Source organism: Butyrivibrio sp. M55 (assembly GCF_900116865.1).
Lineage (GTDB): Bacteria > Bacillota > Clostridia > Lachnospirales > Lachnospiraceae > Butyrivibrio.
In genome coordinates, this window is record NZ_FPCD01000001.1 from 194,535 (window position 1) to 219,740 (window position 25,206).

Sequence of the window (25,206 nt, forward strand, 5' to 3'; positions counted from 1 at the left end):
GAGGGAATGATATATGAAAATATCTAAATCACCATGGGTGTTACATTATGACGGATCCAGCTGTAACGGCTGTGATATAGAAGTTTTGGCTACGATGACTCCTCTTTATGATGTGGAGAGATTCGGAATTATTAATACAGGTAATCCCAAGCATGCAGATGTACTTTTGCTTACGGGAGGAATGAATGCGCAGACGGCACCTGTTGTAAGACAGCTTTACAACATGATGCCCGATCCAAAGGTTGTTGTTGCGTGCGGAATCTGTGCATGTGACGGCGGAATCTTCAAGGAATGCTACAACATTTTGGGTGGCGCCGACAAGATCGTTCCGGTTGATGTTTATGTTCCCGGATGTGCAGTAAGACCCGAGGCTCTTATTCAGGGCGTTGTTAAGGCGGTTGGAATCCTTGAAGAAAAGAAGAAGAAGTTAAAACAGTCACTGAAGGCCGGATATTGTACTGTTGACTACAGCAAGATGGCTGTTCATATGACTGAGGAAGATTATAATCCTGCAGATCAGTATGATGCTGTTCTTACGGAAGAGGCGCTCAGAGAACAGGCGGAAGAGAAAATCAAAGCTTCTGCAAAGCCCGCTCCCAAGCCTGCAGCACCTGCGGCAGCCGCTACACCGGCACCCGCTGCAAAAGCGGCAAATACTGAGAAAGGAGACGAAAAACAATGAATACCGAGTTTGTAAATGTTAATCCCGAGAATGTCATTGACGAGTCTCAGAAGCTTAAATTTGCAGGATATCATCTTATGCAGCAGTGCGCTACAAGAGTTCCGGATGCTTTTGAACTTATTTATACATTCGGAAAAGATCTTGAAGTTAAACAGCTTAAGATAACTCTTCCCGAAGAGAATGAGATCTCCAGTATCACAAGTATTTTCCCTTGTGCATTCATCTATGAGAATGAGATGCACGATCTCTTCGGAGTTAAGATCAAGATGATAAATATTGACTATGAAGGAAAACTCTATCGCACAGCTATAGAGACACCGTTTAAATAATTGGAGGAACTGTAATGTCTAACAGAAGTGTAATCCCATTCGGACCTCAGCATCCGGTTCTTCCGGAGCCTATTCACTTAGATCTTGTTATGGAAGATGAGAAGGTGGTTGAGGCTATTCCTTCAATCGGATTCATCCACAGAGGTTTGGAGAAACTGGTTGATAAAAAAGATTTTAATGAGATGGTATATGTTGCAGAGCGTATCTGCGGTATCTGTTCTTTGGGACACGGTCTTGGTTATTCCGAGGCTGTTGAGCATATTATGGATATCGAGGTACCTGCTAGAGCCAGATATATGAGAACTATCTGGTCTGAGCTTAGCAGAATTCATTCACATCTTCTCTGGCTCGGACTTTTGGCAGATGCTTTCGGATTTGAGAGCCTTTATATGGACTGCTGGAGACTCAGAGAGGAAGCTCTCGATATGTTTGAAGAGTCTACGGGCGGACGTGTAATCTTCTCAGTTATGAAGGTTGGCGGAATCAGAAGAGATGTCACAGACGATCAGCTCAAAGATTTCGATAACAGAATTTCCAAGATGGAAGAAGATCTTAAGGCTATTGCAAGACCTTTCCTTGAGGATGCTGCCGTACAGACAAGACTTAAGGGAGTCGGTGTTCTCAGCGCAGAGCAGGCAGATGCTCTCGGATGCACCGGACCTTTCCTTAGAGCAAGCGGAATCGTTAGAGATATCAGATCTACCGGATACTGTGCTTACGGTGATGTCAACTTTGAGCCTATCGTAAGCAGCGAAGGCGATTCTTATGCACGTACATATTGCCGTATACAGGAGATTTTCCAGGCATTTGATATTATTCACCAGCTTATTGCAAAGATGCCTGACGGACCTATCGAGGCGCCTGTTAAGGGAATGCCAAACGGCGAGTATATGATGAGAATTGAGCAGCCAAGAGGCGAAGCTCTTTACTACGTTAAGGCAAACGGAACCAAGTTCATTGACAGAATGAGAGTTCGAACACCTACTTTTGCAAACCTTTCAGGTCTCGTAGAGATCCTTAAAGGCTGCGATCTTGCTGATGTTCCGATTCTTGTACTTACGATTGATCCTTGTATCAGTTGTACAGAGAGATGATCGCATTTCGTGAACACAGCACAGATAGGAGATTGAAATGGCATTTGTTAGTTTTAAAAATACAATTATAAAAAACCTTTTTTCAAAGCCATACACCAGAAAAACCGAGAAAGAGTTTCCGGAAGGAACAAGAGGTCATGTCGAGAATGATATGGATCTTTGTATCCTTTGCGGTCTTTGTTCCATAAAGTGCCCGACTCATGCCATCACGGTTGATAAGGTAGAAAAGACTTGGAATATCAGACCCATGAGCTGCATCCAGTGCAGATGCTGCGTTGACAGCTGTCCTAAGAAATCTCTTTCTATGGGAACAAGATTCCAGGAGCCCGGCAGTGAGAAGGTTGTAAAATCATTTAAGCAGTCTGAGAAGGCTATTGCCGCTCAGGAAGCTCTTATGAAGGCTGCAAAAGAAAGAGCTGCTGCCGCAGCCAAGGCAAAGGCTGAGAAGGAAGCTCAGGAGAAAGCGGCACAGGAAAATACTGCTGAGAAAAAAGAAGACAAATAATAAATAATGATACTTTTGATCAAAGTAAAAGGGGCGGTACAAGGCGTTGGCTATCGCCCCTTTATTGCACAAAAAGCAACTGAATACGGATTAAAAGGCTATGTCAAAAACATAGGAGCAGCTGTAGAAATTCTTGCGGCGGGAGATGAAGATAGGCTAAGGGCATTTTCTTGTCTCTTAAAGAAGGAATATCCTGCGGGTGCTTTTATTTTAGATGTTGAATTATCGGAAGCTAAGGAGGAGTCTGTAGAGTTCGAAGATTTTTCAATTGTTGAAAGCGCTGATGTTGATCTTTCCTTTGAACTTCCTGTTTTTCTGCCGGATATAGGTATCTGCGACGATTGTCTTTCTGAGATGCTTGATGAGAGTAACGTAAGATTCGGGTATCCTCTGATAAGCTGTGCGTCGTGTGGCCCAAGAATCAGTATAGCGGATGCACTTCCTTACGACAGGGACAATACCGCGATGAAGCCTTTTAAGATGTGCCCTGTTTGTGCAAGCGACTACAAGGTAGGAAGACGAAGACATGCACAGACTGTATCGTGCTTTGAGTGCGGACCTCAGCTTATTCTTGAGTATAAAGAAAACGGAAGGGCTTTTACTGAGGATAAAAAGACTTCTGTTTCTAAAGCAATCGAGCTCCTTCGAAACGGTAAAATTTTGGGCTTAAAAGGCGTTTCGGGTTATCAGCTTGTCTGTGTACCAAAAGAAGATGTTGCGGCAAAATTACGGGAAATAAAAGGGCGTGAGAGCAAGCCTTTTGCAATCATGTTCAGTGAGGCTGAGAAAGTAAGAGAATATTGCAAGATAACTCCTTTCGAAGAACAGATCCTTAAGTCATCCGCAAGACCTATTGTCCTTCTTGATAAGATAAAGGATTTTCCAAAGGAAGTATGCGGAGACAGCGATTATATCGGTGCGTTTCTTCCGTCTGCAGGAATTCACAGGCTTTTGTGTGATGCGCTCGGACCTCTTATCGTTACGAGTGCTAACAAATCTGGCGATGCGATGGTGATTGATGACTTGGAATTTGATAAAGTCTTCTTTGGGCGCGATATGGTTGACGGCGGTAATGAGAATTACGGAAAACACTGTGTTGACGGCGTTCTTAGACATGAGCGAAGAATAAACATGGCACAGGATGATTCCGTGGTATTCGTTCATAAGAATCTTTCGGATAAGCTCACTTCGAATGAAGAATGCCGGGATAATGCAGAAAAAATGTTGTTTATAAGGCGCGCAAGAGGATATGTGCCGCTTCCGTTTATATTACAGAATACATCGGGATATGATAAGAGCGTTCTTTCACTTGGAGGAGATTTAAAGAGCACTTTTTCTTTTGCCAAAAAAGACAGAGTGATCACATCGCAGTATATCGGTGACCTTGAGGACTTGGGATGCCTTGAGAACTTTAAAAAATATATAAAAAGATATATGGATCTTTATCATATAAAGCCGGATATGATCGTCTGCGATCTTCATCCGGGATATCATTCCGCGCAATATGGCAAGAACCTAGCGGATGAAATGGGATTGCCGTTCTATGAAGTTCAGCACCATCATGCACATGCGCTTTCTGTAATGGCTGAGAATTCGCTTGAGAGTTGTATCGGTGTTTCTTTTGACGGAACGGGATATGGAACTGACGGAAAAATCTGGGGCGGAGAGTTTTTACTCTGCAAGAACACAGAATTTGTACGGGCAGGACATCTTTCGTATGTGAAACTGTGCGGAGGTGACAAGGCTTCCGTTAATGCGGAGCTTGTTAAGTCGTGCTATGAATACGGCAATAATGAAGGAGCTGAAATAGATCCACTTATTAAGGCAGCTCTTTTGAACAATATAAATACATTTGAGAGCTCGAGTACAGGCAGGCTTTTTGACGGTGTCTGCGCTCTTCTTGAGATAAAAGATCAAAATTCGTATGAAGGCGAATGTGCGATACTTCTTGAAAATGCCGCGAGAAGGGGCGTGAATTTGAATAAGCCCTGTATTTCATTTAAGATAGATAGGGCGGGTGATATGCTTATTGCGAATCAGCTCAAGCTTTTTGATGATATAGAAACAGCGTACAACAGCGGCAAATATCAAAAAGAAGCCATCGCATATGCTTTTCATGAGGCACTTGCAGGAGCTATCGCCAAAATATGCCGTCTTATCAGAGATGAGCATAAAGAGAATAATGTATGTATGTCAGGAGGCGTTTTTGCGAACAGGATATTGCTTGAAAAGGCTGCGAGCGCGCTTTCGGAAGACGGTTTTAGTGTATATATAAATGAGTTTGTGCCTGCGGGAGATGCGGGAATATCTCTCGGGCAGGCTTATTATGGTTTATTATCGCAGAAAGAGGTGTAAAAAATGTGTGTTGCGATACCCGGAAGAGTTATAAGTATGGACGGCACAAAGGCTACCGTTGATTTTAGCGGGAATATTGTTGTTGCCGATGCGGGGCTCGTTGATACGAAAGTCGGCGACAGAGTTCTTGTCCATGCGGGATGTATCATTCAGACAATGAGTGATGAGCTTGCGGATGAAGTTGAAAGTCTTATGAAAGAAATTGAGGATTTAAGTAACTGACATGGCAGGTTTTGATATAAAAAAGATTGCAGAAGAACTGAAAAACTATGACGGAGACGAAGTCCGTATTATGGAAGTTTGCGGAACTCATACAGCTGCGATATCAGAAAACGGCATTCCATCCATGCTTTCCGACAAGATAAAGCTTATTTCGGGACCCGGATGCCCTGTTTGCGTTACTGTGACCGCGGTTATCGATAAGCTTATCGAGCTTTCCATGCGAAGCGATACGGTGGTCCTTACGTTCGGTGATCTTATAAGAGTTAAGGGTACAAGTATGTCTCTTGCGGAAGCAAAGGGCGAGGGCGCGCAAGTGAAGATGGTCTATTCGCCAATGGAGACTGTTAAGCTTGCAAAAGAAGATCCGGATCACAACTATGTTTTCGCCGCTATCGGATTCGAGACCACAACGCCCGTGTATGCGATGGTCTTGGAAGAGGCTGTAAAAAATAATCTTGATAATCTTAAGCTTCTTACGTCATTAAAGACTATGCCCGAAGTCATTAGATATGTCGTAAAAAACGGCGGCGGGATCGACGGATTCATTGCTCCCGGGCATGTTGCCACGATTACCGGAAGCGATATCTACAAAGAGCTTTCTAAGGAACTTGGCATTCCGTTTGTAGTTTCAGGATTTGAGGGCGCACAGCTTCTTTTGACCATATATTCTCTTGTGAAGATGAAGGGAAAAGGCGGATTTAAGAACCTGTATAAGAGTGCGGTAAAAGAAGAAGGTAATATCAAGGCAAAAGAAATCATAGAAAAGTATTTTAAAGCTGCTGATGCATCCTGGAGAGGAATGGGAAAGATTCCGGGTTCCGGCCTTATTCTAAGAGAAGAATACAAGAAATATGACGCGGGAAGCGATATGCTTGATGAGGATAATATGCCGCCCGGATGCAGGTGCGCGGATGTTCTTGTGGGAAAGATAAAGCCCTGTGATTGTCCGATGTTTGGAAAAAAATGTACGCCCGATACGGCTCACGGAGCATGCATGGTTTCGACAGAGGGAAGCTGCTACAACTATTTTGTTTCGGGCAGAAGATGATTTTTACAGATATAATAATTTCTATCGAATCAAAATCTTTGCGCTATTATGTGGAGATAAATTATAGATGACTAACGAAAGAGGCACGGTATGAAAGTTACAATGGCTCACGGAAGCGGCGGAGAGTCCACTTCCAAGCTTATAAAAGATGTTTTTGCCAAATATTTTAATAACGATATCTTAAATAAACTCGAGGATTCCGCAGTTGTCGGAGGTGCAGCGAGACTTGCGATAACAACCGACAGTTTCGTGGTTACTCCCATAGAATTTCCCGGAGGAAATATCGGGAGACTTTCTGTTTGCGGAACGGTAAACGACCTTCTGATGAGCGGATCTAAGCCCATGTATATAACATGCGGATTTATCCTTGAAGAGGGGCTTGATCTCGATGTCCTTGAGAATCAGGTCAAGGCTCTTTCTGAGTGCGCGAAAGAGGCCGGGGTTACGATAGTTACGGGCGATACCAAGGTTGTCGAGAACAGAGGCCAAGAAGCGGGACTTATAATCAACACCTCGGGAGTCGGCTTTATTTCTGATGATGCAGAATCTATAGGGCCTTCTAATCTTCAAGATAACGATATTATTATCCTTTCCGGAAATCTCGGAGACCACCACGCCGCTATTTTGGCTAAAAGAATGGGAATCGAAAATAATATTAAGTCGGATTCGGCTCCTTTGACGGACGCCGTAAATAATCTTATGGCACAGAAAGTCAGAATCCATGCGATGCGAGACGTAACAAGAGGCGGACTTGGCACTGTTTTAAATGAGTTTGCGGAGAGCTCTTCCTGTGATATAGAACTTTACGAGGATAAGCTCCCTGTATCTTCTGAAGTCAAAGATTTCTGCGGACTTCTTGGACTTGATCCGATATATATGGGCAACGAAGGGAAGTTTGTACTTAGCGTTCACCCCGAAGACGCTGACAGAGCGCTTTCAATAATTCGTAGCTCCCAATACGGCGAAAACGCCGCCATTATCGGCATAGTCAAAAAAAATAATCAGCCTTCCGACATGCATAAAGTGGTGCTAAATACCAATATAGGCGGAAAAAGAGTGATAGGACTGATGTATGGAGAGGGTCTTCCAAGAATCTGCTAAATGTTGTAAAATAGTTATGCTATGCAGTCGTATAAACGCGAGGTAGATTAATGGAATTTAAGAGAATTAACAAAGACACCGTCAACTGTATCATCACAGAAGATGATATGGATGAACAGGGAATAAAGCTTGAAGACCTTTTTGAGAAGAAAAAAGAAGCATTGGATTTTTTACACGATGTAATGCTTAAGGCACAGGAAGAAGTTGACTACAAGCCGACCGGTTCTTTCATGCCGCTTCAGATAACTGTTTTACCCGATCATTCGATTTCACTTACTCTTTCTGAAAATGCATCAGCTTCATTTGGGGAAATCTTAAGAAATCTTACAGAGAAGGCGGGAGTCAATATCCCTAAGAACGTTCTTGAGGACATTGGAGATGCGGTTGATGAGGACAGACTTTCAAGACTTAACGATTATCTCAAGAGTCTCAAGAATCTGACCAATTCAATGAAGAATATAATAAATAAAGAATCTGTTCCGATAAATGTAAACGGTTCTGCAGATAAGAACAAGAACCTTGCCGACAGTCTTTCCGTCGGTGCTAAGAGAAAAGCAGAGAACAGGCGTGTTCATAATGAGGAAAACCTTAAGCAGCTTCAGTTCAGTGAATTTGTATTCACATTTGACAGCTTCATGGAAGTTAAGAAGTTCTGTGCAAAGGCTCCTATGGACAACAATATCTGCAGCACTCTGTACAAGAATGAGGAAACAGGTAAGTATTTCCTTGATATCAGAAGAGGTGACGAAGATACCAAGAAGTTTGCATCGCTCTTTACGATGGCTTATGAATTCGGACACTTCCAGTGTTCGGCTCCTCAGGCAATCGCTTATATCAGAGAGAGCTATGATTGTATAATCAGAGAGAATGCGATCGAGCATCTGGCACAGATGTTTTAAAGAATAAAAAATAGAAAGAGTTGCTTAAATCGGCAGCTCTTTATTTTTTGAGGTAAAGATGAGGCTTAATAAATTCATTGCTTCCTGCGGAGTCTGTTCAAGAAGGGAAGCCGATAAGCTTATTGAAGATAAAAGAATAACGATAGGCGGCGTCATAGCTACGTGCGGCGCACAGGTCGAGGACGGCGACATAGTCTGCCTTGACGGAAAAGAGATAAAACCTAAGGAAGATAAAATTGTTCTTGCATATTATAAGCCGGTTGGCGTTGTATGCACCGAAAACGACGTTCATGCCGAGAAAACCGTCATAGAAGATCTTGGGTACAAAGAGAGAGTAACTTATGCGGGCCGTCTTGATAAGGATTCTGAGGGACTTCTTATCATGTCAAATGACGGTGATCTGATCAATGCAATGATGAGAGCCGCAAATAAGCATGAGAAAGAATATGAAGTAACGGTAGATAAGGACGTAACGGGTGAGTTTATAACAGGAATGGCGTCCGGAGTTTTTTTGCGTGAGCTGGGTGTAAAAACAAGGCGGTGCAAGGTCAGTAAAACGGGCAAAAGATCTTTTATCATAATACTCACACAGGGGCTTAACAGGCAGATTAGGCGAATGTGCGAAGAACTTGGCTACAAAGTTGTAAAGCTTAAGAGGGTTCGCGTCATGAGCGTTAAGCTTAGCGACTATAATCTTAAACCCGGCGGATATGCCGAACTTTCCGAGGAGGCAAAGAAGCTCTTGTACGGCGAAGCGGGAGTTAAATAGCCTCCCATATTTGTATATTTGCTGATATAATAAATTTGTTGCCTGCGTGAGCCGCTATGGATTCGCGAGGCAGGTTAGTTTGTAATAAATTTGGGGAGAGTTGTATGTCATTAAATCAAGACACAGATTTGATAAAAAAAGAGTATGAGGGGCTCGTTAAGACAATAAAGCATCACATGGATCTTTATTATAATCAGGATGAACCTGAGATTTCCGACTATGAGTACGATATGCTCATGCAAAAGCTCAAGGAGATCGAGAAGGAGCACCCCGAGTTTGTAAAGAAGGATTCGCCCACCAGGATAATCGGCGGTGTTGCGAAGAGGGAAGCCGGAGTTAAGATAACTCACAATGTCCCGATGCTTTCGATAGAGGATGTTTTTAGTAAAGAGGAAGTTGCCGAGTGGATCGGGAAAGTTACCGCAAGGCACAGTGACGCAGTTTTTTCCGTTGAGCAGAAGATAGACGGACTCAGCCTGTCGCTTAGATATTATAAGGACGAAGCTGACGGAAAGCTTCATCTTAGGACTGCGGAGACAAGAGGCGATGGTTTTATCGGCGAAGATGTTACCGAGAACGCTCTTGTTATCCCTGATGTGAAAAAAGTGATCGATCTTCCCTATGAGTATCTCGAGCTCAGAGGAGAAGTTTATATGTCCCATGAGGATTTTGATAAGTTCAACGAGATGCAGGAGAAGCTTGGGAAAAAGCTTGCCGCAAATCCGAGAAACCTTGCTGCGGGAACGCTCAGACAGCTTGATCCGCAGGTTACAAAGGAAAGAGGCCTTCGAATGTTCGTGTTTAACGTTCAGGACGGCCCCGAGGAAGTAAAGAGCTCTCACGTAAAGGGACTTGATATCCTTGAAAAAGCGGGAGTTAAGACTGTTTATCACAGAGCATGCGTTTCTTCAAGTGAAGTTAGTGCGGCAATCGATGATATCGGTAACATGAGAGAAAATCTTGATTTTGACCTTGACGGAGCTGTTATAAAGATTGATACGACTTCTTGGAGAGAGGAATTTTCTACAAGTTCCAAGTATTCGAGCGGCCACATTGCATATAAGTATCCACCCGAGGAAAGAGTCGTTGTCATGGACGAGATTCTTGTCGATGTCGGAAGGACAGGTAAGCTCACATTTACGGGAAGCTTCCACGATAAAGAGACGGGCAAGGCAGCAAGACTCTGCGGAACCAGTGTTTCAAGAGCAACGCTTCACAATCAGGATTATATTAACGAGATGCAGGTCGGAATCGGAGGCGAGTACAAGCTGTTTAAGAGCGGCGAGATTATTCCCAAGCTCAACGGCTGTGTTAAAGCGCCTTCCGAAGTATATAAAGCGCCGGAAACATGCCCCGTGTGCGGTGGCGTGCTTGTAAGAGAGGAAGATACCGCAGATATCAGGTGTATAAATCCTATCTGCCCTGCGCAGGTTACAAGAACAATCGCGTATTTCACTTCAAGAGATGCCATGAACATTATGGGACTTGGTGATACTCTTGTAGATGCACTTGTTTCAGAAGGTTATCTTAAGAGCTATGCGGATATTTACAGCCTTAACGAGCACAGAGACGAGCTGATCGAAAAGGGAATCATAGGAAAAGAGAAAAATACCGATAAACTTCTCGGCGAGATTGAGAAGTCAAAGTCAAATGACGCTGTAAGGCTTCTTACGGGACTTGCGATAAGGAATGTTGGAAAGTCAACAGCCCGTGAAATCATGAAGCACTTTGACAATGTCATGGATCTTTCAAAGGTCACAAAGGATGGATTTCTTCATATCCCTGATATCGGAGAGACTACAGCCGGCGATCTTTACGAGTTTTTCCATGATGAGAAGAACCTTGAGGTTTTATCCAAGATGCAGGCACTTGGTGTAAATATGACTGCTGCAAAAGATGAGGACGCATCAGATATTTTTGCCGGTAAGACCATTGTTGTAACGGGAACACTTCCTACGCTCGGAAGAAAAGAAGCTGAAGAGCTCATTGTTAAAAACGGCGGAAAAGCCTCGGGAAGCGTTTCTAAGAAGACAAGTTTTGTCCTTGCAGGCGAAGCAGCGGGCAGTAAACTTACCAAAGCAAACGATCTTGGTATTAAAATTATAGACGAAGCTGAATTTATGGAGATGATTAAAAATGCCAATTAAAATACAGAACGATTTACCTGCCAGAGAGATTCTTGAAAAGGAAAATATATTTGTTGTTGATGAGAACAGAGCTTGTCATCAGGACATCAGATCGCTTCAAATCTGTATTCTTAACCTGATGCCTCTTAAAGAAGACACCGAGCTTCAGCTCCTTAGATCAATGTCAAATACACCGCTTCAGATTGATGTTGCGTTTATGCAGATGAGTTCTCACCATTCTACGAATACATCGCCGAACCATCTTAACAGGTTCTATCATACCTTTGATGAGCTCAAAGACAGGACGTTTGACGGAATGATCATCACGGGAGCTCCTGTTGAGCAGATGCCTTTCGAAGAGGTTGATTACTGGCAGGAACTCTGTAAAGTTTTCGAGTGGACAAAGACAAATGTCACATCGACATTCCACATCTGCTGGGGGGCTCAGGCCGGAATCTATTACCATTTCGGAATTGACAAGAAGCCTCTTTCGGAAAAGAGATTTGGAATATATGAGCACAAAGTCATGAACAGAAAGGTTCCGCTTGTGAGAGGATTTGATGATGTATTCAAACTTCCTCATTCAAGACATACCGAGACACCTTCCGATGCAATCCATGCCTGCGAAGACCTCATTGTTCTTGCGGAATCTGAGATTGCAGGAGTGTTCCTTTGCATGAACAGATCCGGCAGCCAGATCTTTGTTATGGGACATGCCGAATATGACAGACTTACACTTGATTCCGAGTACAAGCGCGACCTGTCAAAGGGACTCGATATCAAGATGCCCATAAATTATTATCCTGATGACAATCCCGATAATAAGCCCACACTTCAGTGGAGGAGCCACGCAAACATCCTCTACACTAACTGGCTCAACTATTATGTTTACCAGAATACGCCATACCAGTGGGGCCAAATCCTTGACGAGGAGAAGCGTAAGCTCGCTTCGAAGGGACTTACGCAGAAAATATAAGCGCCTCCTTTTGGTTGTAATATGAATCTAAATAAGTTAAAATATATATGTTAACTCGTTTATCTTGTGATAATAATGTGCATCGAAAAGCGTTGAACGAAAAGGAGAATGCTTTATGGGTCTTGAGCTTGAAAATAATGAAGTTGAAACAAAGAACGAACTTAAAAAGAAACCTACTAAGAAGACCAAAGAGATGCTTGAAGAGAACGCAAGGCAGATAGAAGAGCTCAAGAGCGAAAAAGTTGAGCTCAATTCTGTGCTGTCAGATCTTGAAAAAGAAGCAGCGGACCTCGGAGAGAAGTCTGCTCTTAAGATGAAGGTTACACATAGAAAATTCGGTGAAGGAAAGGTTATTTCACAGGATGGAAAGTATATCGAAGTGAAATTCAAGGATGTAGTTAAGAAGTTTGTCCTTCCGGGATGCATCGCCGATAAATACCTCGAAGTTGAGGATGAAGAAGTTTACGAGTACTATGTAAAGTGTAACGAAACTCACAAAAAACGCATGGATACTGAATTAAAGATTAAGTCAGCTACGTACGCTATTCAGAGACATGAGGATGCGATAGAGAAGCTAAATGCAAAGTATAAATAATAATTGATGTTTGAGCCTGATCGGTAACGGTCAGGCTCTTTTTGATTTTCTCTTATATTAACTTGTCTTTCTGACTTTTTCTTCGACTTTTTTCTGGGCGGTGGAGAGCATCAGCTTGATACGATTGAGCTGATTTACTTCCGAAGCACCGGGATCATAGTCTATCGCAACAATGTTGCAGCCGGGATAGAGGTGTCGCATCTGCTTGATTACACCCTTACCGACAACGTGGTTTGGAAGACATCCGAAGGGCTGTGTGCAGACAATGTTGCTTGCACCGTTCTTGATAAGTTCAACCATTTCACCTGTAAGAAACCATCCCTCACCTGTCTGATTTCCGATATCTACGATGGGTTTAGCGTACTCGACAGTCTCATAGATGTCTGTAGGCGGATCGAAGTGAACACTCTTTTCAAATGCCTTAGAAGCGCTGCTTCGAAGTTTCTCTAATCCCCATATTCCCAATCTGCAGAAGAGTGCGGTCTTCTTAGAAGTTCCGATGTTTTCTGCCTTGTATATCTGGTTGTAGAAGCAGTAGAGCATGAAGTCCATAAGATCCGGAACAACGGCTTCTGCGCCTTCATCCTCAAGTAGTTTAACAAGGTGGTTATTTGCTGCGGGAGCAAACTTAACCAGGATTTCTCCGACAATACCTACGCGAGGTTTAACTTCATCTTTTATCTCGATTCTGTCAAAGTCCTCGATGATAGCCTTGCACATCTTTTCGAATTTGAAAAGACTTGGATGCTTTGAAGTTACGAACTTCTTGCACTTTTCAAGCCATTTCTCGTGGCATGCGTTTACAGAACCCGGAATTCTCTCATAAGGCCTCATTCTGTAGACACATCTCATGAATATATCGCCGAAAATAACCGCATAAGCAGCCTTGATAAACATATTTGCATCTAAATGGAAGCCGGGGTTTGCTTCAAGCTTACTTAAGTTAAGTGAAACAACGGGAATCTGTTCCATTCCGGCTTTCTTAAGGGCACGTCTGATAAAGCTTACATAGTTTGTGGCTCTGCATCCGCCACCTGTCTGTGACATCATGACTGCAACTTTGTTGAGGTCATATTTGCCCGATAAGAGTTCATCCATTATCTGACCGACAACCCAGAGTGAAGGGTAGCAGGCATCGTTATTTACATATTTAAGTCCGACTTCAACTGCGTGTCTGTTATCGTTTTGCATTACGACAAAATTGTAACCGCAGGATGCGAAGGCGGGTTCAAGGATGTCAAAGTGGATGGGAGACATCTGAGGAACAAGAATTGTATAATTCTTTCTCATGTTCTCATCAAAGATCACCCTGTTGTGTGCACTTGACCTGATTGTTCTTTCTTTATTATGTTGCTTACGAACTCTGATAGCTGCAAGAAGAGATCGAACTCTAATCCTTGCACTTCCGAGGTTATTTACTTCATCGATCTTAAGGCATGTATAGATCTTGTCTGAGCCTGCGAGAATGTCATTTACCTGATCCGTTGTAACGGCGTCAAGTCCGCATCCGAAGGAGTTGAGCTGAATAAGATCTATGTCATCTCTTGTCTTTACAAAGCTTGCAGCGGCGTAAAGTCTTGAGTGGTACATCCACTGGTCGGAAACGATAAGAGGTCTCTCAGGCTTTCCTAGGTGCGATACACTGTCTTCTGTAAGAACTGCAACACCGTAAGAGCAGATCATATCAGGGATTCCATGATTGATCTCGGGATCCACGTGGTAAGGTCTTCCGGCAAGAACGATACCGTGCTTGTTGTTTTCCTCCATCCACTTAAGGGTCTCTTCACCTTTTTTGCGGATGTCATTTCTTGCATTTTCCATTTCATCCCAGCCGAGTTTAGCGGCTTTGATAATCTCGCCTGCAGGAATCTCAGAAAACTCTTTTACAAGAGCGTCGGTAGCAATTTCAAGGCTTGTGAATGCCATGAAAGGATTTCTTATTTTAACTTCGCCGTTTGTAATTGCCTCAACGTTATTCTTTATGTTCTCCGAATACGAAGTGACAATAGGGCAGTTGTAGTGGTTGGTTGCACCCTCAACCTCTTTTCTCTCATAGAAAAGACCGGGATAGAAGATAAAGTCAACCTTCTGCTTAATAAGCCACTCGATATGTCCGTGCGAGAGCTTTGCAGGATAGCATTCCGATTCACTCGGGATTGATTCGATTCCGAGCTCGTAAATCTGGTGAGTCGATCTTGGTGAAAGAACAACTCTGTACCCGAGATTTGTAAAGAACGTAAACCAGAAAGGATAGTTCTCGTAGAAATTAAGGACTCTCGGAATACCTACGGTTCCTCGTGTTGCCTTGTCGGCGGTAAGAGGCTCGTATCTGAAAATTCTCTTATATTTATAGTCAAAAAGGTTAGGGATATTGTCGGCATTTTTCACCTTGCCGATTCCGCGCTCACATCTGTTTCCTGAGATGTGCTGGCGACCGCCTGTAAACTTGTTGATAGTAAGTCTGCAGTGGTTGGTGCATCCCTGACATGTTGTCATGCTCGTTGTGTACTCGAGTTTGTTGATCTGATCGATCGTGAGCATGGTTGTCTTGTAATCATTTGTTTCAAAGAATCTGTCTCTTGCGATAAGAGCAGCGCCGAAAGCACCCATGATTCCTGCAATGTCGGGACGGATTGCTTCTGCGCCTGAAATGATCTCAAATGCGCGAAGAACCGCATCGTTGTAGAAAGTTCCACCCTGAACAACGATGTGTGAGCCAAGATCCTTGGCATCAGATACCTTGATAACCTTAAACAAGGCGTTCTTAATAACAGAGTATGCAAGACCTGAAGAAATATCGGCAACATCGGCGCCTTCCTTCTGAGCCTGCTTAACTCTTGAATTCATAAATACAGTACATCTTGTTCCGAGATCTACGGGAGACTTCGCAAACAAAGCTACCTTAGCAAAGTCCTGAACGCTGTATGACAGAGATTTTGCAAAAGTTTCAATGAAAGAGCCGCATCCTGATGAGCAAGCTTCATTGAGCTGTACCGAATCAACGGACTGGTTCTTTATATGAATGCACTTCATGTCCTGACCGCCGATATCAAGGATACAGTCAACCTTAGGGTCAAAGAAAGCAGCGGCGTTGTAGTGAGCGATTGTCTCAACTTCGCCGTCATCAAGAAGGAGCGCAGATTTAAGAAGCGCCTCGCCGTAACCTGTTGAACATGCTCTTGAGATCTTAACGCCTTCGGGCATGAGCTTATATATTTCCTGAATAGAAGATATCGCTGTTTTAAGCGGACTTCCGTTATTACTTGAATAGAAAGAATAAAGAAGATCGCCGTCTTCACTTATAAGAGCACACTTAGTAGTAGTAGAACCCGCGTCGATTCCAAGGAAAGCATTTCCCTTATAATCATCGAGCTTTCTTGTCTTTACCTTGTACTGATCCTGACGTGCTCTGAATTTCTTATAATCGTCTTCATTCTCGAAAAGAGGATCGAGACGTGATACTTCAGCATCCATAACAATCTTATGAGAGAGTTTTTTTACCATCTCATCCATCTCGTAGCAAACGTTCTCGTCAGCGTTAAGGGCAGAACCGATTGCTGCAAAAAGATGAGAGTTGTCGGTCTCAATTGTATGCTCCTCATCGAGATTGAGAGTCCTTATAAATGCAGCCTTGAGCTGATCAAGGAAGTGCAGAGGACCACCGAGGAAAGCAACATGTCCACGAATGGGCTTTCCACATGCAAGACCTGAGATAGTCTGGTTGACAACGGCCTGGAAAATAGAAGCTGCAAGGTCTTCTTTGGTTGCACCTTCATTAATTAATGGCTGAATGTCGGACTTTGCGAAAACGCCACATCTGGCTGCAATTGTATACAGTGAATTGTAATTTTTGGCATACTTATTAAGCCCTGAGGCATCTGTCTGTAAAAGCGACGCCATCTGGTCGATAAAAGAACCTGTACCACCGGCACAGATTCCATTCATACGCTGTTCTACATTTCCGTCTTCGAAATAAATAATCTTTGCATCTTCACCGCCAAGCTCGATCGCTACGTCAGTCTTGGGAGCGAGAGTCTTGAGCGAAGTTGATACTGCAATAACTTCCTGAACAAAAGGAACATCAAGGTGTTTGGCAAGTGTAAGTCCGCCCGAACCTGTGATAACAGGGTGAAGCAGGACATTACCCGACTTCTTACTTGCTTCTACAAGAAGTTCAGCCAAAGTTTCCTGAATGTTTGCAAAGTGCCTTTTATAGTCGGAAAAGATTATATTTCTTTCTTTATCCAAGAGAGCCACCTTTACTGTGGTGGATCCGATGTCAATACCTAAAGTATAGTCTTTAGAAATCATTGTTAACCTCTTCTTATTAATATGCATAATTATATTGATTATAATGCACGAGTGATTAAAAATCAATTTACTGAATACGATATACGCTGTCAAACTCTGTTTAAGGTAAAACACTTTATGGTATACTTAAGCATCAGTTTTGGAGATGTTATATGGAAACAGAAATAGATAAGATATTAAAGAAAGAACAAATAAAACAAAGAAAAGAGCAGGAAAAAAATCTCGAAAAAGAAAAAGATCGTGCAAGAGAGTGGTGGGATGATGTGACCAAACTTTTCTACGAACTTTCAATAGATTCAAACAATAAAAATTACAAAGTATCGCTCGGAACGGTGATAGTAACGGAGGAGATTAAGACACAGGCTATTGAGAAATATGAATCGGATAAAAAGAAAAAGACAATAATGTACTTCATATATCTTGTGGCATGCATGATCTTTTTGCTGCTTCTGACATTATCAGTTTACTTTGGAAGTGTTGCAGGAATATTCTGGGCGCCGCTTTCAATGATCGCAGTTTTTTTCATTATAAAAGCATTTGAAAACAAGCATAAACTGGGGCTTAGAAAATATTTCGACGATAAAGATTCAAATAAGGAAAAACTATATAAGGCAATAGCTCTTTTGGCCAAGGCAAAAGGGTGTACAAAAGATGACCTAAACATCTATTTTCTTGGCGGTTTTTTTAAGAAAAGACACAGTATTTTGAGTCTTCATCACGAACAGATAATAGGAATAATATTTGCGGCGATGCTTATTCCGAGCGTGGCACAGCTTGTCGATTCAAAGTTTGAGCAGATGATGATTGCGCTTTTTTCGCTCCCCGGACTTTCTGATAAGGGAATGATACTTGCAAATAATGTACCGCTTCTTGGAATTTCATTGTACGGAGTTGTGTTCTGGTTTACGACGCTTACGATATGCGTTTTGATCCAGATTCCGGCAAATATTCTTATTAATGAAATAACTAAGATGCGCACGACCGATCAACTTTTTTATTTCTTTAAAGACTGCATTTTTGAAGACAGACTGAAAAAAGCAAACAAACTTGAAAATGGACAATAAATATAACTCATATATAAGTAAGTGGCTTGTTTACAATAAATTCTCACAATGATAAAATCAAAAAATATCAAATAAAAAAACAGAGGCTTAGTGAATGAACAAATTTTTGAATGATCTTGAGAGAAAAATCGGTAAATACGCGATCGTAAATCTTACAAAGTACATTGTTATGCTGTATGCCGTGGGTTATGTGCTGCAGCTTGCGCCGCAGAGCGTGAATATAACACGTTTTCTTACGCTCGATCCGTATCTGATATTGCATGGGCAGATCTGGAGACTTGTTTCATGGGTTCTGATACCGCCCGGAAGCTTTAGTCTTCTTATTATCATAACTTTGATGTTCTATTATTTTGTCGGAACCGGAATGGAGAGGACACTTGGAACATTCAGATATAATGTGTTTATTTTCGGCGGAATGATCCTTATGATCCTTGCTTCTTTTGCGACAATGCTTGTGTATCACGTATTTTTCGGTATTACAGGTGATGCGCTCGGAATGGTGATGTTCAGGGCTTCCGGTTCGTTTAGCACATATTTTATCCAGATGATGGTATTTCTTGCTTTTGCTGTTATGTACCCGGATATTCAGGTGCTTTTGATGTTCCTCATTCCTATCAAGGTTAGATGGATCGCAATCGCATACGGACTTATCCTTGGATATCAGTGCATCGGTGCGCTTATTAACAAGGATTTTGCGACTTTTTTTGCGATAGCGTTCCAGTTTATCAACTTGTTACTTTTTTATATTAGTACGGGTAAGCTCAACCAGTTCAGACCGGGTGAGATTAAGAGAAAAAGAGAATTCAAATCAAGCGTTAAGATGCAGCCTAAGGGAATAACAAGGCATAAATGCGCGGTTTGCGGAAGAACGGAACTTGACGATCCCAATCTCGAATTCAGATTCTGCTCAAAATGTAACGGAAACTACGAGTATTGTCAGGATCATTTGTTTAATCATGTACATGTAAAGTGAGGCTTAAATGGGAAATATAGACAACAAGGAAAAAGAATTTGCAGAGACACTTAAACTCGTCACAAGAACAGCGAGAGAGAACAGAAATATCATTTCCAAGGAAGAGGTAAAAGAGGCATTTGCAGACCTTGACCTTTCTTCCGAGCAGTTCGAGATGGTATTTGAATATCTCAGAAATCACAAGATTGGCGTAGATGAGCCGGCTCCCGAGACCGAAGAGGAGTTTACCGAGGAGGAAAAGAACTATCTCGATGATTATATCAGCAGCTTAGAGCAGCTTCCCAAATTCTCCGATGGGGAAAAAGAAGCTATCAAGATCGGTGCGCTTGCAGGCGAGAGCGATGCAAAGCTTAAACTTATAGATATGTATCTTCCTCTCGTAGTCGACGTTGCCAAGATGTATGCCGATCAGGGCGTATATATTGAGGATCTTATCGGTGAAGGAAACTATGCGCTTACAAGAGGCGTAAATATGCTTGATGCCGTCGGTGAACCTCAGGAGATCGAGAGCTTTTTGTACAAACTCATGCTTGATGCGATGGAGAACATCATCGAACAGGATCTCGAAGAAGCCGCAGGCGGCCAGAAGGTAGTTAAACTCGTTCAGGAAGTTGCTGATAAGGCAAAAGAGCTTGCTGACGACCTCAGAAGAAAAGTAACCGTAAAAGAACTTATGGACGAGACCGGATGGGATGAAGATAAGATCAGAACAGCCATCAAGTTCAGCGGTGATAATATCGAAGATCTCGACAGCGGAGAGAGAAAAGAGTCATGAATAACATTGTAAACGATGATGATTTTAAATACTGCATGCAAGATCTTGAGAGGAACTATTTCGGCGCAAGATACAGCTATGATGAGCTTCTTAAGAACGAGATGGTTCCGTTTAAATTCAAAACCATCATCACGAAATATATAAAAGATGATGTGGATCTTGATGTGACTTTGGAAAGTCACTTTTATCACATGACCAAAGAGACTTATGACTATAGAATTTACAAGCAGCTCCGCAGCAGGATAAGAGTTTCGCAGTACAAGGATATAAATAAACCGGAAAAAGGTTTTAAGGAGAAGGTTTATACGATAGAGAGCCTTGTGAAGATTCCCGCGGATGAAAAAGAGAAGATGGGGATTATTGTGAGAGAGCTTATTTTGTCGAAGTTGGCGCTTTTTGGTTTTAGCGTATAAAAAAATTAATTATCAAAAAAATCTAAATACAAAAAACCACCCATCAGGGTGGTTTAATTTTTTGATCTTATTAAGCTCTTTCAACCTTGTTAGATCTAAGGCAGCTAGCGCATACGTGGATTCTCTTTGTGCCGCCGTTAACTTTAACAGCAACGCGGTGAACATTTGAATTCCAAACTCTGTTAGATCTTCTATGAGAATGGCTTACATTGTTACCGAAATGAACGCCTTTGCCACAAATATCACATTTAGCCATTTTGACACCTCCTTATAAGCCATGTTCGTTCAATAGCATATTATTGCAAATATCCGCAACATTGATATATTAGCAGAAGAAAAACAGAATTGCAAGCAAAATATACGAAAAAATATGTCGCTAAAAATTATATGGTTTATTTTTCGATAAATTGCTATTATAATACATGTGTATGCTAAAACGGAGCTCCATGAGAAACTATGAGCTTCGGGTATTAAGGAGGGTAAATATGAAGGCTTCTTCTATGAATACTCACATGGGTAGTATATCTATTGACAACGAAGTAATCGCTCAGTACGCAGGAGCTGTAGCAATGGAGTGCTTCGGTATTGTTGGGATGGCAAATGTTAATGTAAAAGACGGACTTGTGAGTCTTCTTAAGATTGATTCGATGACAAGAGGAATCAACGTTTCTCTTGATGCAAATAACAAACTGATACTTGACTTCCATGTAATTGTTGCTTATGGAGTTAGCATTTCAGCTGTTTCAGACAATTTGATCGACAATGTAAAATATAAAGTAGAGGAATTTACGGGGCTTGAAATCGAGAAGATCAACATCTACATCGAAGGTGTCCGCGTGATTGATTAAGCCAAGAGATCAAGTTCTAGGAGGAATTTTGTTTTGAGTAATAATATAATTGACGCTAAACTGCTGGCTAAGATGTTTTTAAGCGGCGCCAAGAATCTGGAAGCGAAAAAAGAATGGATAAATGAACTCAATGTTTTCCCCGTTCCGGATGGTGATACAGGAACCAACATGACGATGACAATCATGTCTGCGGCAAAAGAAGTATCAAATCTGGGCGACAATGCTTCAATGGAAGCTATTTGTAAAGCTATTTCTTCGGGTTCTTTGAGAGGAGCAAGAGGTAACTCGGGTGTTATCCTTTCACAGCTCCTTAGAGGATTTACCAAAGTTGTTAAGCAGCATGATGAGGTTGATGTAGCAATTCTTGCAGAAGCTTTTGACAAGGCTGTTGAGACTGCATATAAGGCAGTTATGAAGCCCAAGGAAGGAACAATCCTTACGGTTGCCAAGGGAGCCGGAGAGAAGGCTCACGAACTCGCTGTAGAAGGCACAACAGATATCGCTTATTTCTGCGATGAAGTTATTAAATATGCCGAGGAAGTTCTTGCTAAGACTCCTGAGATGCTTCCTGTTCTCAAACAGGCCGGCGTTGTAGATTCAGGCGGACAGGGACTTGTTCAGGTGCTCAAGGGAGCATTTGACGGATTCCTTGGAAAAGAGATAGATCTTTCTATCACTGAAGAGCAGGTTACACCAGGTGCAAGGGCAAAAGAGTCTGCTCAGGAAGAGGTTGATATCAAGTTCGGTTACTGTACCGAGTTTATAGTTCTTTTGAACAAGCCTCTTAATGTAAAACAGGAAATTGACTTCAAGGGATTCCTTGAGTCTATCGGTGACAGTATCGTTCTTGTTGCCGATGATGAGATCTGCAAAGTTCACGTTCATTCAAACGATCCCGGACTTGCGATCCAGAGAGCTCTCATGTACGGTCAGCTTTCCAATATGAAGATCGACAACATGAGAATGGAACACAGAGAGAAGCTCTTCCATGAAAACAAAGACGGTTCATGGGCAGAGATTGAGACAGAGATAAACGGAGCAGCTGAGCTCACTCCTACATATGAGCCTACAGATGAGAATATTCCTCTTGCAGGAAAAGTAGATGCATCGGCTGTTTCTGAGAATAAATCCGAAGCTAAGGCTGAGACTGTAGCAGAGAAAAAAGAAGATGCGAAGGTTGATACTGCGGCCGCAAAAGAGCCTGAACCCAAAGCCGAGGAACCGGCTCCTGCAGTTGAAGAGCCAAAGATGCCTCGTAAAGATGTAGGCTTTGTTACCGTATGCGCAGGTGCAGGTCTTGCTGAGATCTTCAGAGGTCTTGGTGTTGACTATGTTATCGAGGGCGGACAGACAATGAATCCCAGTACCGCAGATATTCTTGATGCGGTTGAGAAGGTTAATGCAGATACAGTAATCGTTCTTCCCAACAATAAGAACATTATCCTTGCTGCAAATCAGGCTGCAATTATGTCTGAGGATGATGATACAGACAAGAAAATTATCGTTGTTCCTTCAAAGACTGTACCTCAGGGTGTTACAGCGATCATCAACTATGTTCCTGACATTCCGGTTGATGACAATGTAGCTGCAATGACAGAAGCTATCACAACAGTTAAGACAGGCGAAGTTACTTACGCCGTAAGAGATACTGTTATTGATGATGTTCAGATCAGACAGGGCGATTTCATGGGAATCGGCGATTCGGGAATTCTTTCCGTAGGCGTTGATATGTCTGATGTTACATTTGATATGCTCAACAAGATGATGAATGACGATCTTGAACTTATCAGCATTTACTATGGTGATGAGGTAAAAGAGAGCGATGCCGAGGATCTTAAGAACAGAATTTCCGAGAAATATCCTCAGTGCGACGTTGAGCTTCAAAACGGCGGACAGCCTATTTATTACTACGTTATTTCAGCTGAGTAATTATTGTATATACCGGCCGGGCAATAAAGCCCGGCTTTTTCATTATATTTACCTTACATAAGACATAATTTTTATCAAAAAACGAGGACCGTTATGGGAGAAAGAGAACTTACAGAATCTGTTGAAAATCTAAAAGGAATCGGAGAAAAGACGGCGAAACTCTTTAATAAGTGTGGCGTCTTCACGTGCAGAGACCTTATATACTATTTCCCCAGAACTTATGATGAGTTCAAAGCTCCCGTTCGCGCATCGGAACTTGTAGAAGGCGAAGTCTGCGCCGTTTCCCTCACAATTCTCGGAAGTATTATGAAGAGAAGGATAAGAAATCTTTCTATCATTTCTTTTGAAGGCGGCGACCAGACGGGCAGAGTTAAGATGACCTATTTTAATGCGCCTTACCTTGTGAGTTCATTAAAATCCGGAACGACTCATATTTTCAGAGGAGTTGTTAGGAAAAAGGGTAATTTCTTTACCATAGACCAGCCCAAGATGTATAAACCTGAAGAATATGCGGCTCTTTGTGGTAAACTGATGCCAAGATATCCGCTTGTAAAGAGCCTTAGCAACAATACCGTGACAAAGGCTGTTCAGAAGGCGTTTAATAATGCAGGAAGATTCGAAGAATTTGTTCCTGAAGATATCATCAAAAGACTTGGACTTATGAGCTTTTTTGATGCCATCTACGGTATCCACTTTCCAAAAGACAAAGCTTCTTTGGAACAGGCAAGAAGAAGGCTTGCCTATAATGAATTTTTCATATTTGTATTAAAACTTCGCCTTTTAAAAAAGCTTCAGGAAGAAAACAAAAATACATTTCCCATGATGGAAGTTGCAGAGGCAAAGCGTTTTCTTGAAAAACTTCCGTATAAGCTTACAAATGCGCAGCTTAATGCATACAACGATATCATAAACGACATCTCAGGCCCGTATGTCATGAACAGGCTTATTCAGGGCGATGTGGGATCGGGAAAAACCGTTGTTGCTTTTCTTACTCTTTTAACTGCTGCCGCAAACGGCTATCAGGGAGCAATAATGGCGCCTACGGAAGTACTTGCTGCCCAGCATTTTGAGAGTTTCAAGGAAATGATTGAGAAATACGGACTTACTAGCCTTAAACCTGTTCTTTTGACCGGAACTCTTTCTGCAAAAGATAAGAGAGAAGCGCAGAGAATGATAAAAGAAGGCGAAGTAAACTGCATCATCGGAACAAATGCGCTTATACAGGATAAAGTCGAGTACAAGAACCTTGCTCTTGTCGTAACCGATGAGCAGCACAGATTCGGCGTTCGCCAAAGAGAAGCTCTTGCAGGCAAAGGAGAAAATGTCCATGTTCTGGCAATGAGCGCGACGCCTATACCGAGGACGCTTGCCATTATTTTATACGGAGATCTTCATATTTCCATAATCGATGAGCTTCCGGGTGGCCGAATTCCGATCAAGAACTGCGTTGTCGGAACGGATTACAGAAATACCGCGTATAAATTTATCTGCGACCAGGTAAAAGCGGGACATCAGGCGTATGTAATATGTCCAATGGTCGAAGAAGGCGAACTTGACGGTGTTGAGAATGTTACGGATTATACGGATAAGCTTAAATCCGTGCTTCCGACAGATATTTCCGTTGCGATGCTTCACGGCAAGATGAAACCTTCGATGAAGGATGATATAATGGAAGCCTTCGCGCGTAAGGATATAGATGTTCTTGTATCAACGACGGTAATCGAGGTCGGAATCAATGTTCCTAACGCGACGGTTATGATGATAGAAAATGCCGAGAGATTTGGGCTTTCGCAGCTTCATCAGCTCAGAGGGCGCGTGGGAAGAGGAAATGCACAGTCATATTGCATCTTTTTGAACACATCAAAGTCTGATGATGCCAAAAATCGCCTTGATATAATGAACAAGTCAAATGACGGATTTAAAATCGCGGAGGAAGATTTAAGGCAGAGAGGTCCCGGCGAATTGTTCGGACTACGGCAGAGCGGTGAGCTTAATTTCAGGATCGGCGATATTTACCATGACAGCGACCTTTTGAAAGGAGCTTCGATGGATGCTGACAGAATTTTATCCGAAGATCCCGAACTAAATAATACACAATATAGTGTACTTAGAAGTACGTTAAGTACTAAATCGGCAAATTTTGTTGACTTTACTACTTTATAAAAGTAATATTATTTTAGTTGATTAGGTTG

The 25,206-nt window shown here is 42.3% G+C and carries 22 protein-coding genes; 20 read left to right on the top strand and 2 right to left on the bottom strand.

Going from position 1 to position 25,206, the window contains the following annotated elements:
• Positions 1-13 precede the first annotated feature (13 nt).
• The 13 genes from BM398_RS17505 (at position 14) to BM398_RS00975 (ending at position 12,701) form a co-directional block, all read left to right on the top strand.
• A complete protein-coding gene (locus BM398_RS17505; RefSeq protein ID WP_092336029.1) occupies positions 14-682 on the top strand; it encodes an NADH-quinone oxidoreductase subunit B family protein in 669 nt (222 codons plus the stop codon).
• Complete coding sequence (locus BM398_RS00920) at positions 679-1,011, top strand: NADH-quinone oxidoreductase subunit C (RefSeq protein ID WP_026654786.1); 333 nt, start codon at positions 679-681, stop codon at positions 1,009-1,011. The genes BM398_RS17505 and BM398_RS00920 overlap by 4 nt, the downstream gene beginning before the upstream one ends.
• 14 nt (positions 1,012-1,025) lie before the next feature.
• Positions 1,026-2,105 carry a hydrogenase large subunit gene (locus BM398_RS00925; protein ID WP_092336030.1) on the top strand — a complete coding sequence of 360 codons (1,080 nt, stop codon included), beginning with the start codon at positions 1,026-1,028 and terminating at the stop codon, positions 2,103-2,105.
• 37 nt (positions 2,106-2,142) lie between these two features.
• Positions 2,143-2,610, top strand: a complete 468-nt coding sequence (locus BM398_RS00930; protein WP_026654788.1) for a 4Fe-4S dicluster domain-containing protein — start codon at positions 2,143-2,145, stop codon at positions 2,608-2,610.
• A gap of 6 nt (positions 2,611-2,616) precedes the next feature.
• Complete coding sequence (gene hypF / locus BM398_RS00935; protein WP_092336031.1) at positions 2,617-4,965, top strand: carbamoyltransferase HypF; 2,349 nt, start codon at positions 2,617-2,619, stop codon at positions 4,963-4,965.
• Between the two features lie 3 nt (positions 4,966-4,968).
• Positions 4,969-5,187 carry a HypC/HybG/HupF family hydrogenase formation chaperone gene (locus BM398_RS00940; RefSeq protein ID WP_026654790.1) on the top strand — a complete coding sequence of 73 codons (219 nt, stop codon included), beginning with the start codon at positions 4,969-4,971 and terminating at the stop codon, positions 5,185-5,187.
• A 1-nt stretch (position 5,188) separates the two neighbouring features.
• Positions 5,189-6,235, top strand: a complete 1,047-nt coding sequence (gene hypD, locus BM398_RS00945; protein WP_092336032.1) for a hydrogenase formation protein HypD — start codon at positions 5,189-5,191, stop codon at positions 6,233-6,235.
• A gap of 90 nt (positions 6,236-6,325) precedes the next feature.
• Positions 6,326-7,336 (top strand): hydrogenase expression/formation protein HypE, encoded by a 1,011-nt coding sequence (gene hypE / locus BM398_RS00950; protein ID WP_092336033.1) that lies wholly within the window; start codon positions 6,326-6,328, stop codon positions 7,334-7,336.
• Positions 7,337-7,386: 50 nt separating this feature from the next.
• On the top strand, positions 7,387-8,235 hold the full coding sequence (locus tag BM398_RS00955) for an adaptor protein MecA (RefSeq protein ID WP_092336034.1): 849 nt from the start codon (positions 7,387-7,389) through the stop codon (positions 8,233-8,235).
• A gap of 58 nt (positions 8,236-8,293) precedes the next feature.
• Positions 8,294-9,004: a pseudouridine synthase gene (locus BM398_RS00960; RefSeq protein ID WP_092336035.1), complete on the top strand. Its 711-nt coding sequence runs from the start codon at positions 8,294-8,296 to the stop codon at positions 9,002-9,004.
• 104 nt (positions 9,005-9,108) lie between these two features.
• Positions 9,109-11,151, top strand: a complete 2,043-nt coding sequence (gene ligA / locus BM398_RS00965; RefSeq protein WP_092336036.1) for an NAD-dependent DNA ligase LigA — start codon at positions 9,109-9,111, stop codon at positions 11,149-11,151.
• The gene (gene metA / locus BM398_RS00970) at positions 11,141-12,106 is read left to right on the top strand and encodes a homoserine O-acetyltransferase MetA (protein WP_092336037.1); all 966 of its coding nucleotides are present in this window, start codon (positions 11,141-11,143) and stop codon (positions 12,104-12,106) included. The genes ligA and metA overlap by 11 nt, the downstream gene beginning before the upstream one ends.
• Before the next feature lie 115 nt (positions 12,107-12,221).
• On the top strand, positions 12,222-12,701 hold the full coding sequence (locus BM398_RS00975; protein ID WP_092336038.1) for a hypothetical protein: 480 nt from the start codon (positions 12,222-12,224) through the stop codon (positions 12,699-12,701).
• A gap of 57 nt (positions 12,702-12,758) precedes the next feature.
• Here the strand turns inward: BM398_RS00975 and BM398_RS00980 are convergent, their stop codons facing one another.
• Positions 12,759-17,012: a 2-hydroxyacyl-CoA dehydratase gene (locus BM398_RS00980; RefSeq protein ID WP_092336039.1), complete on the bottom strand. Its 4,254-nt coding sequence runs from the start codon at positions 17,010-17,012 to the stop codon at positions 12,759-12,761.
• Positions 17,013-17,164: 152 nt separating this feature from the next.
• Here BM398_RS00980 and BM398_RS00985 point away from each other — a divergent pair, with 152 nt between their 5' ends.
• The 4 genes from BM398_RS00985 to BM398_RS01000 all read left to right on the top strand — a co-directional run bounded on the left by BM398_RS00985 (position 17,165) and on the right by BM398_RS01000 (position 20,237).
• Positions 17,165-18,076 (top strand): hypothetical protein, encoded by a 912-nt coding sequence (locus tag BM398_RS00985; RefSeq protein WP_092336040.1) that lies wholly within the window; start codon positions 17,165-17,167, stop codon positions 18,074-18,076.
• 94 nt (positions 18,077-18,170) lie between these two features.
• Positions 18,171-19,049, top strand: a complete 879-nt coding sequence (locus tag BM398_RS00990; RefSeq protein ID WP_092336041.1) for a rhomboid family protein — start codon at positions 18,171-18,173, stop codon at positions 19,047-19,049.
• A gap of 7 nt (positions 19,050-19,056) precedes the next feature.
• On the top strand, positions 19,057-19,824 hold the full coding sequence (locus BM398_RS00995) for an RNA polymerase sigma factor region1.1 domain-containing protein (RefSeq protein ID WP_092336042.1): 768 nt from the start codon (positions 19,057-19,059) through the stop codon (positions 19,822-19,824).
• A complete protein-coding gene (locus tag BM398_RS01000; protein ID WP_092336043.1) occupies positions 19,821-20,237 on the top strand; it encodes a hypothetical protein in 417 nt (138 codons plus the stop codon). Before BM398_RS00995 ends, BM398_RS01000 begins: the two co-directional genes overlap by 4 nt.
• A gap of 70 nt (positions 20,238-20,307) precedes the next feature.
• Here BM398_RS01000 and rpmB read toward each other — a convergent pair whose 3' ends face one another.
• Complete coding sequence (gene rpmB / locus BM398_RS01005; RefSeq protein WP_026512990.1) at positions 20,308-20,493, bottom strand: 50S ribosomal protein L28; 186 nt, start codon at positions 20,491-20,493, stop codon at positions 20,308-20,310.
• Positions 20,494-20,722: 229 nt separating this feature from the next.
• On the opposite strand from rpmB, the gene BM398_RS01010 reads away from it, so the two are divergent.
• The 3 genes from BM398_RS01010 to recG all read left to right on the top strand — a co-directional run bounded on the left by BM398_RS01010 (position 20,723) and on the right by recG (position 25,177).
• The gene (locus BM398_RS01010) at positions 20,723-21,085 is read left to right on the top strand and encodes an Asp23/Gls24 family envelope stress response protein (RefSeq protein WP_026654842.1); all 363 of its coding nucleotides are present in this window, start codon (positions 20,723-20,725) and stop codon (positions 21,083-21,085) included.
• Between the two features lie 72 nt (positions 21,086-21,157).
• On the top strand, positions 21,158-23,014 hold the full coding sequence (locus BM398_RS01015; RefSeq protein ID WP_442857301.1) for a DAK2 domain-containing protein: 1,857 nt from the start codon (positions 21,158-21,160) through the stop codon (positions 23,012-23,014).
• Positions 23,015-23,107: 93 nt separating this feature from the next.
• Positions 23,108-25,177: an ATP-dependent DNA helicase RecG gene (recG, locus tag BM398_RS01020; protein WP_092336045.1), complete on the top strand. Its 2,070-nt coding sequence runs from the start codon at positions 23,108-23,110 to the stop codon at positions 25,175-25,177.
• Positions 25,178-25,206: the final 29 nt, after the last annotated feature.

Excerpts from the sequence above, each read along its gene's own strand:
- ligA (WP_092336036.1), top strand. The coding sequence starts at position 9,109 with ATGTCATTAAATCAAGACACAGATTTGATAAAAAAAGAGTATGAGGGG.
- BM398_RS00985 (WP_092336040.1), top strand. The coding sequence starts at position 17,165 with ATGGAAACAGAAATAGATAAGATATTAAAGAAAGAACAAATAAAACAA.
- BM398_RS00960 (WP_092336035.1), top strand. The coding sequence starts at position 8,294 with ATGAGGCTTAATAAATTCATTGCTTCCTGCGGAGTCTGTTCAAGAAGG.
- BM398_RS00975 (WP_092336038.1), top strand. The coding sequence starts at position 12,222 with ATGGGTCTTGAGCTTGAAAATAATGAAGTTGAAACAAAGAACGAACTT.
- BM398_RS01015 (WP_442857301.1), top strand. The coding sequence starts at position 21,158 with ATGTTTTTAAGCGGCGCCAAGAATCTGGAAGCGAAAAAAGAATGGATA.
- hypE (WP_092336033.1), top strand. The coding sequence starts at position 6,326 with ATGAAAGTTACAATGGCTCACGGAAGCGGCGGAGAGTCCACTTCCAAG.
- BM398_RS00995 (WP_092336042.1), top strand. The coding sequence starts at position 19,057 with ATGGGAAATATAGACAACAAGGAAAAAGAATTTGCAGAGACACTTAAA.
- BM398_RS00955 (WP_092336034.1), top strand. The coding sequence starts at position 7,387 with ATGGAATTTAAGAGAATTAACAAAGACACCGTCAACTGTATCATCACA.
- recG (WP_092336045.1), top strand. The coding sequence starts at position 23,108 with ATGGGAGAAAGAGAACTTACAGAATCTGTTGAAAATCTAAAAGGAATC.
- BM398_RS00920 (WP_026654786.1), top strand. The coding sequence starts at position 679 with ATGAATACCGAGTTTGTAAATGTTAATCCCGAGAATGTCATTGACGAG.
- hypD (WP_092336032.1), top strand. The coding sequence starts at position 5,189 with ATGGCAGGTTTTGATATAAAAAAGATTGCAGAAGAACTGAAAAACTAT.
- BM398_RS00980 (WP_092336039.1), bottom strand. The coding sequence starts at position 17,012 with ATGATTTCTAAAGACTATACTTTAGGTATTGACATCGGATCCACCACA.
- metA (WP_092336037.1), top strand. The coding sequence starts at position 11,141 with ATGCCAATTAAAATACAGAACGATTTACCTGCCAGAGAGATTCTTGAA.
- BM398_RS00940 (WP_026654790.1), top strand. The coding sequence starts at position 4,969 with ATGTGTGTTGCGATACCCGGAAGAGTTATAAGTATGGACGGCACAAAG.
- hypF (WP_092336031.1), top strand. The coding sequence starts at position 2,617 with ATGATACTTTTGATCAAAGTAAAAGGGGCGGTACAAGGCGTTGGCTAT.
- BM398_RS00930 (WP_026654788.1), top strand. The coding sequence starts at position 2,143 with ATGGCATTTGTTAGTTTTAAAAATACAATTATAAAAAACCTTTTTTCA.
- rpmB (WP_026512990.1), bottom strand. The coding sequence starts at position 20,493 with ATGGCTAAATGTGATATTTGTGGCAAAGGCGTTCATTTCGGTAACAAT.
- BM398_RS17505 (WP_092336029.1), top strand. The coding sequence starts at position 14 with ATGAAAATATCTAAATCACCATGGGTGTTACATTATGACGGATCCAGC.
- BM398_RS01000 (WP_092336043.1), top strand. The coding sequence starts at position 19,821 with ATGAATAACATTGTAAACGATGATGATTTTAAATACTGCATGCAAGAT.
- BM398_RS01010 (WP_026654842.1), top strand. The coding sequence starts at position 20,723 with ATGAAGGCTTCTTCTATGAATACTCACATGGGTAGTATATCTATTGAC.
- BM398_RS00925 (WP_092336030.1), top strand. The coding sequence starts at position 1,026 with ATGTCTAACAGAAGTGTAATCCCATTCGGACCTCAGCATCCGGTTCTT.
- BM398_RS00990 (WP_092336041.1), top strand. The coding sequence starts at position 18,171 with ATGAACAAATTTTTGAATGATCTTGAGAGAAAAATCGGTAAATACGCG.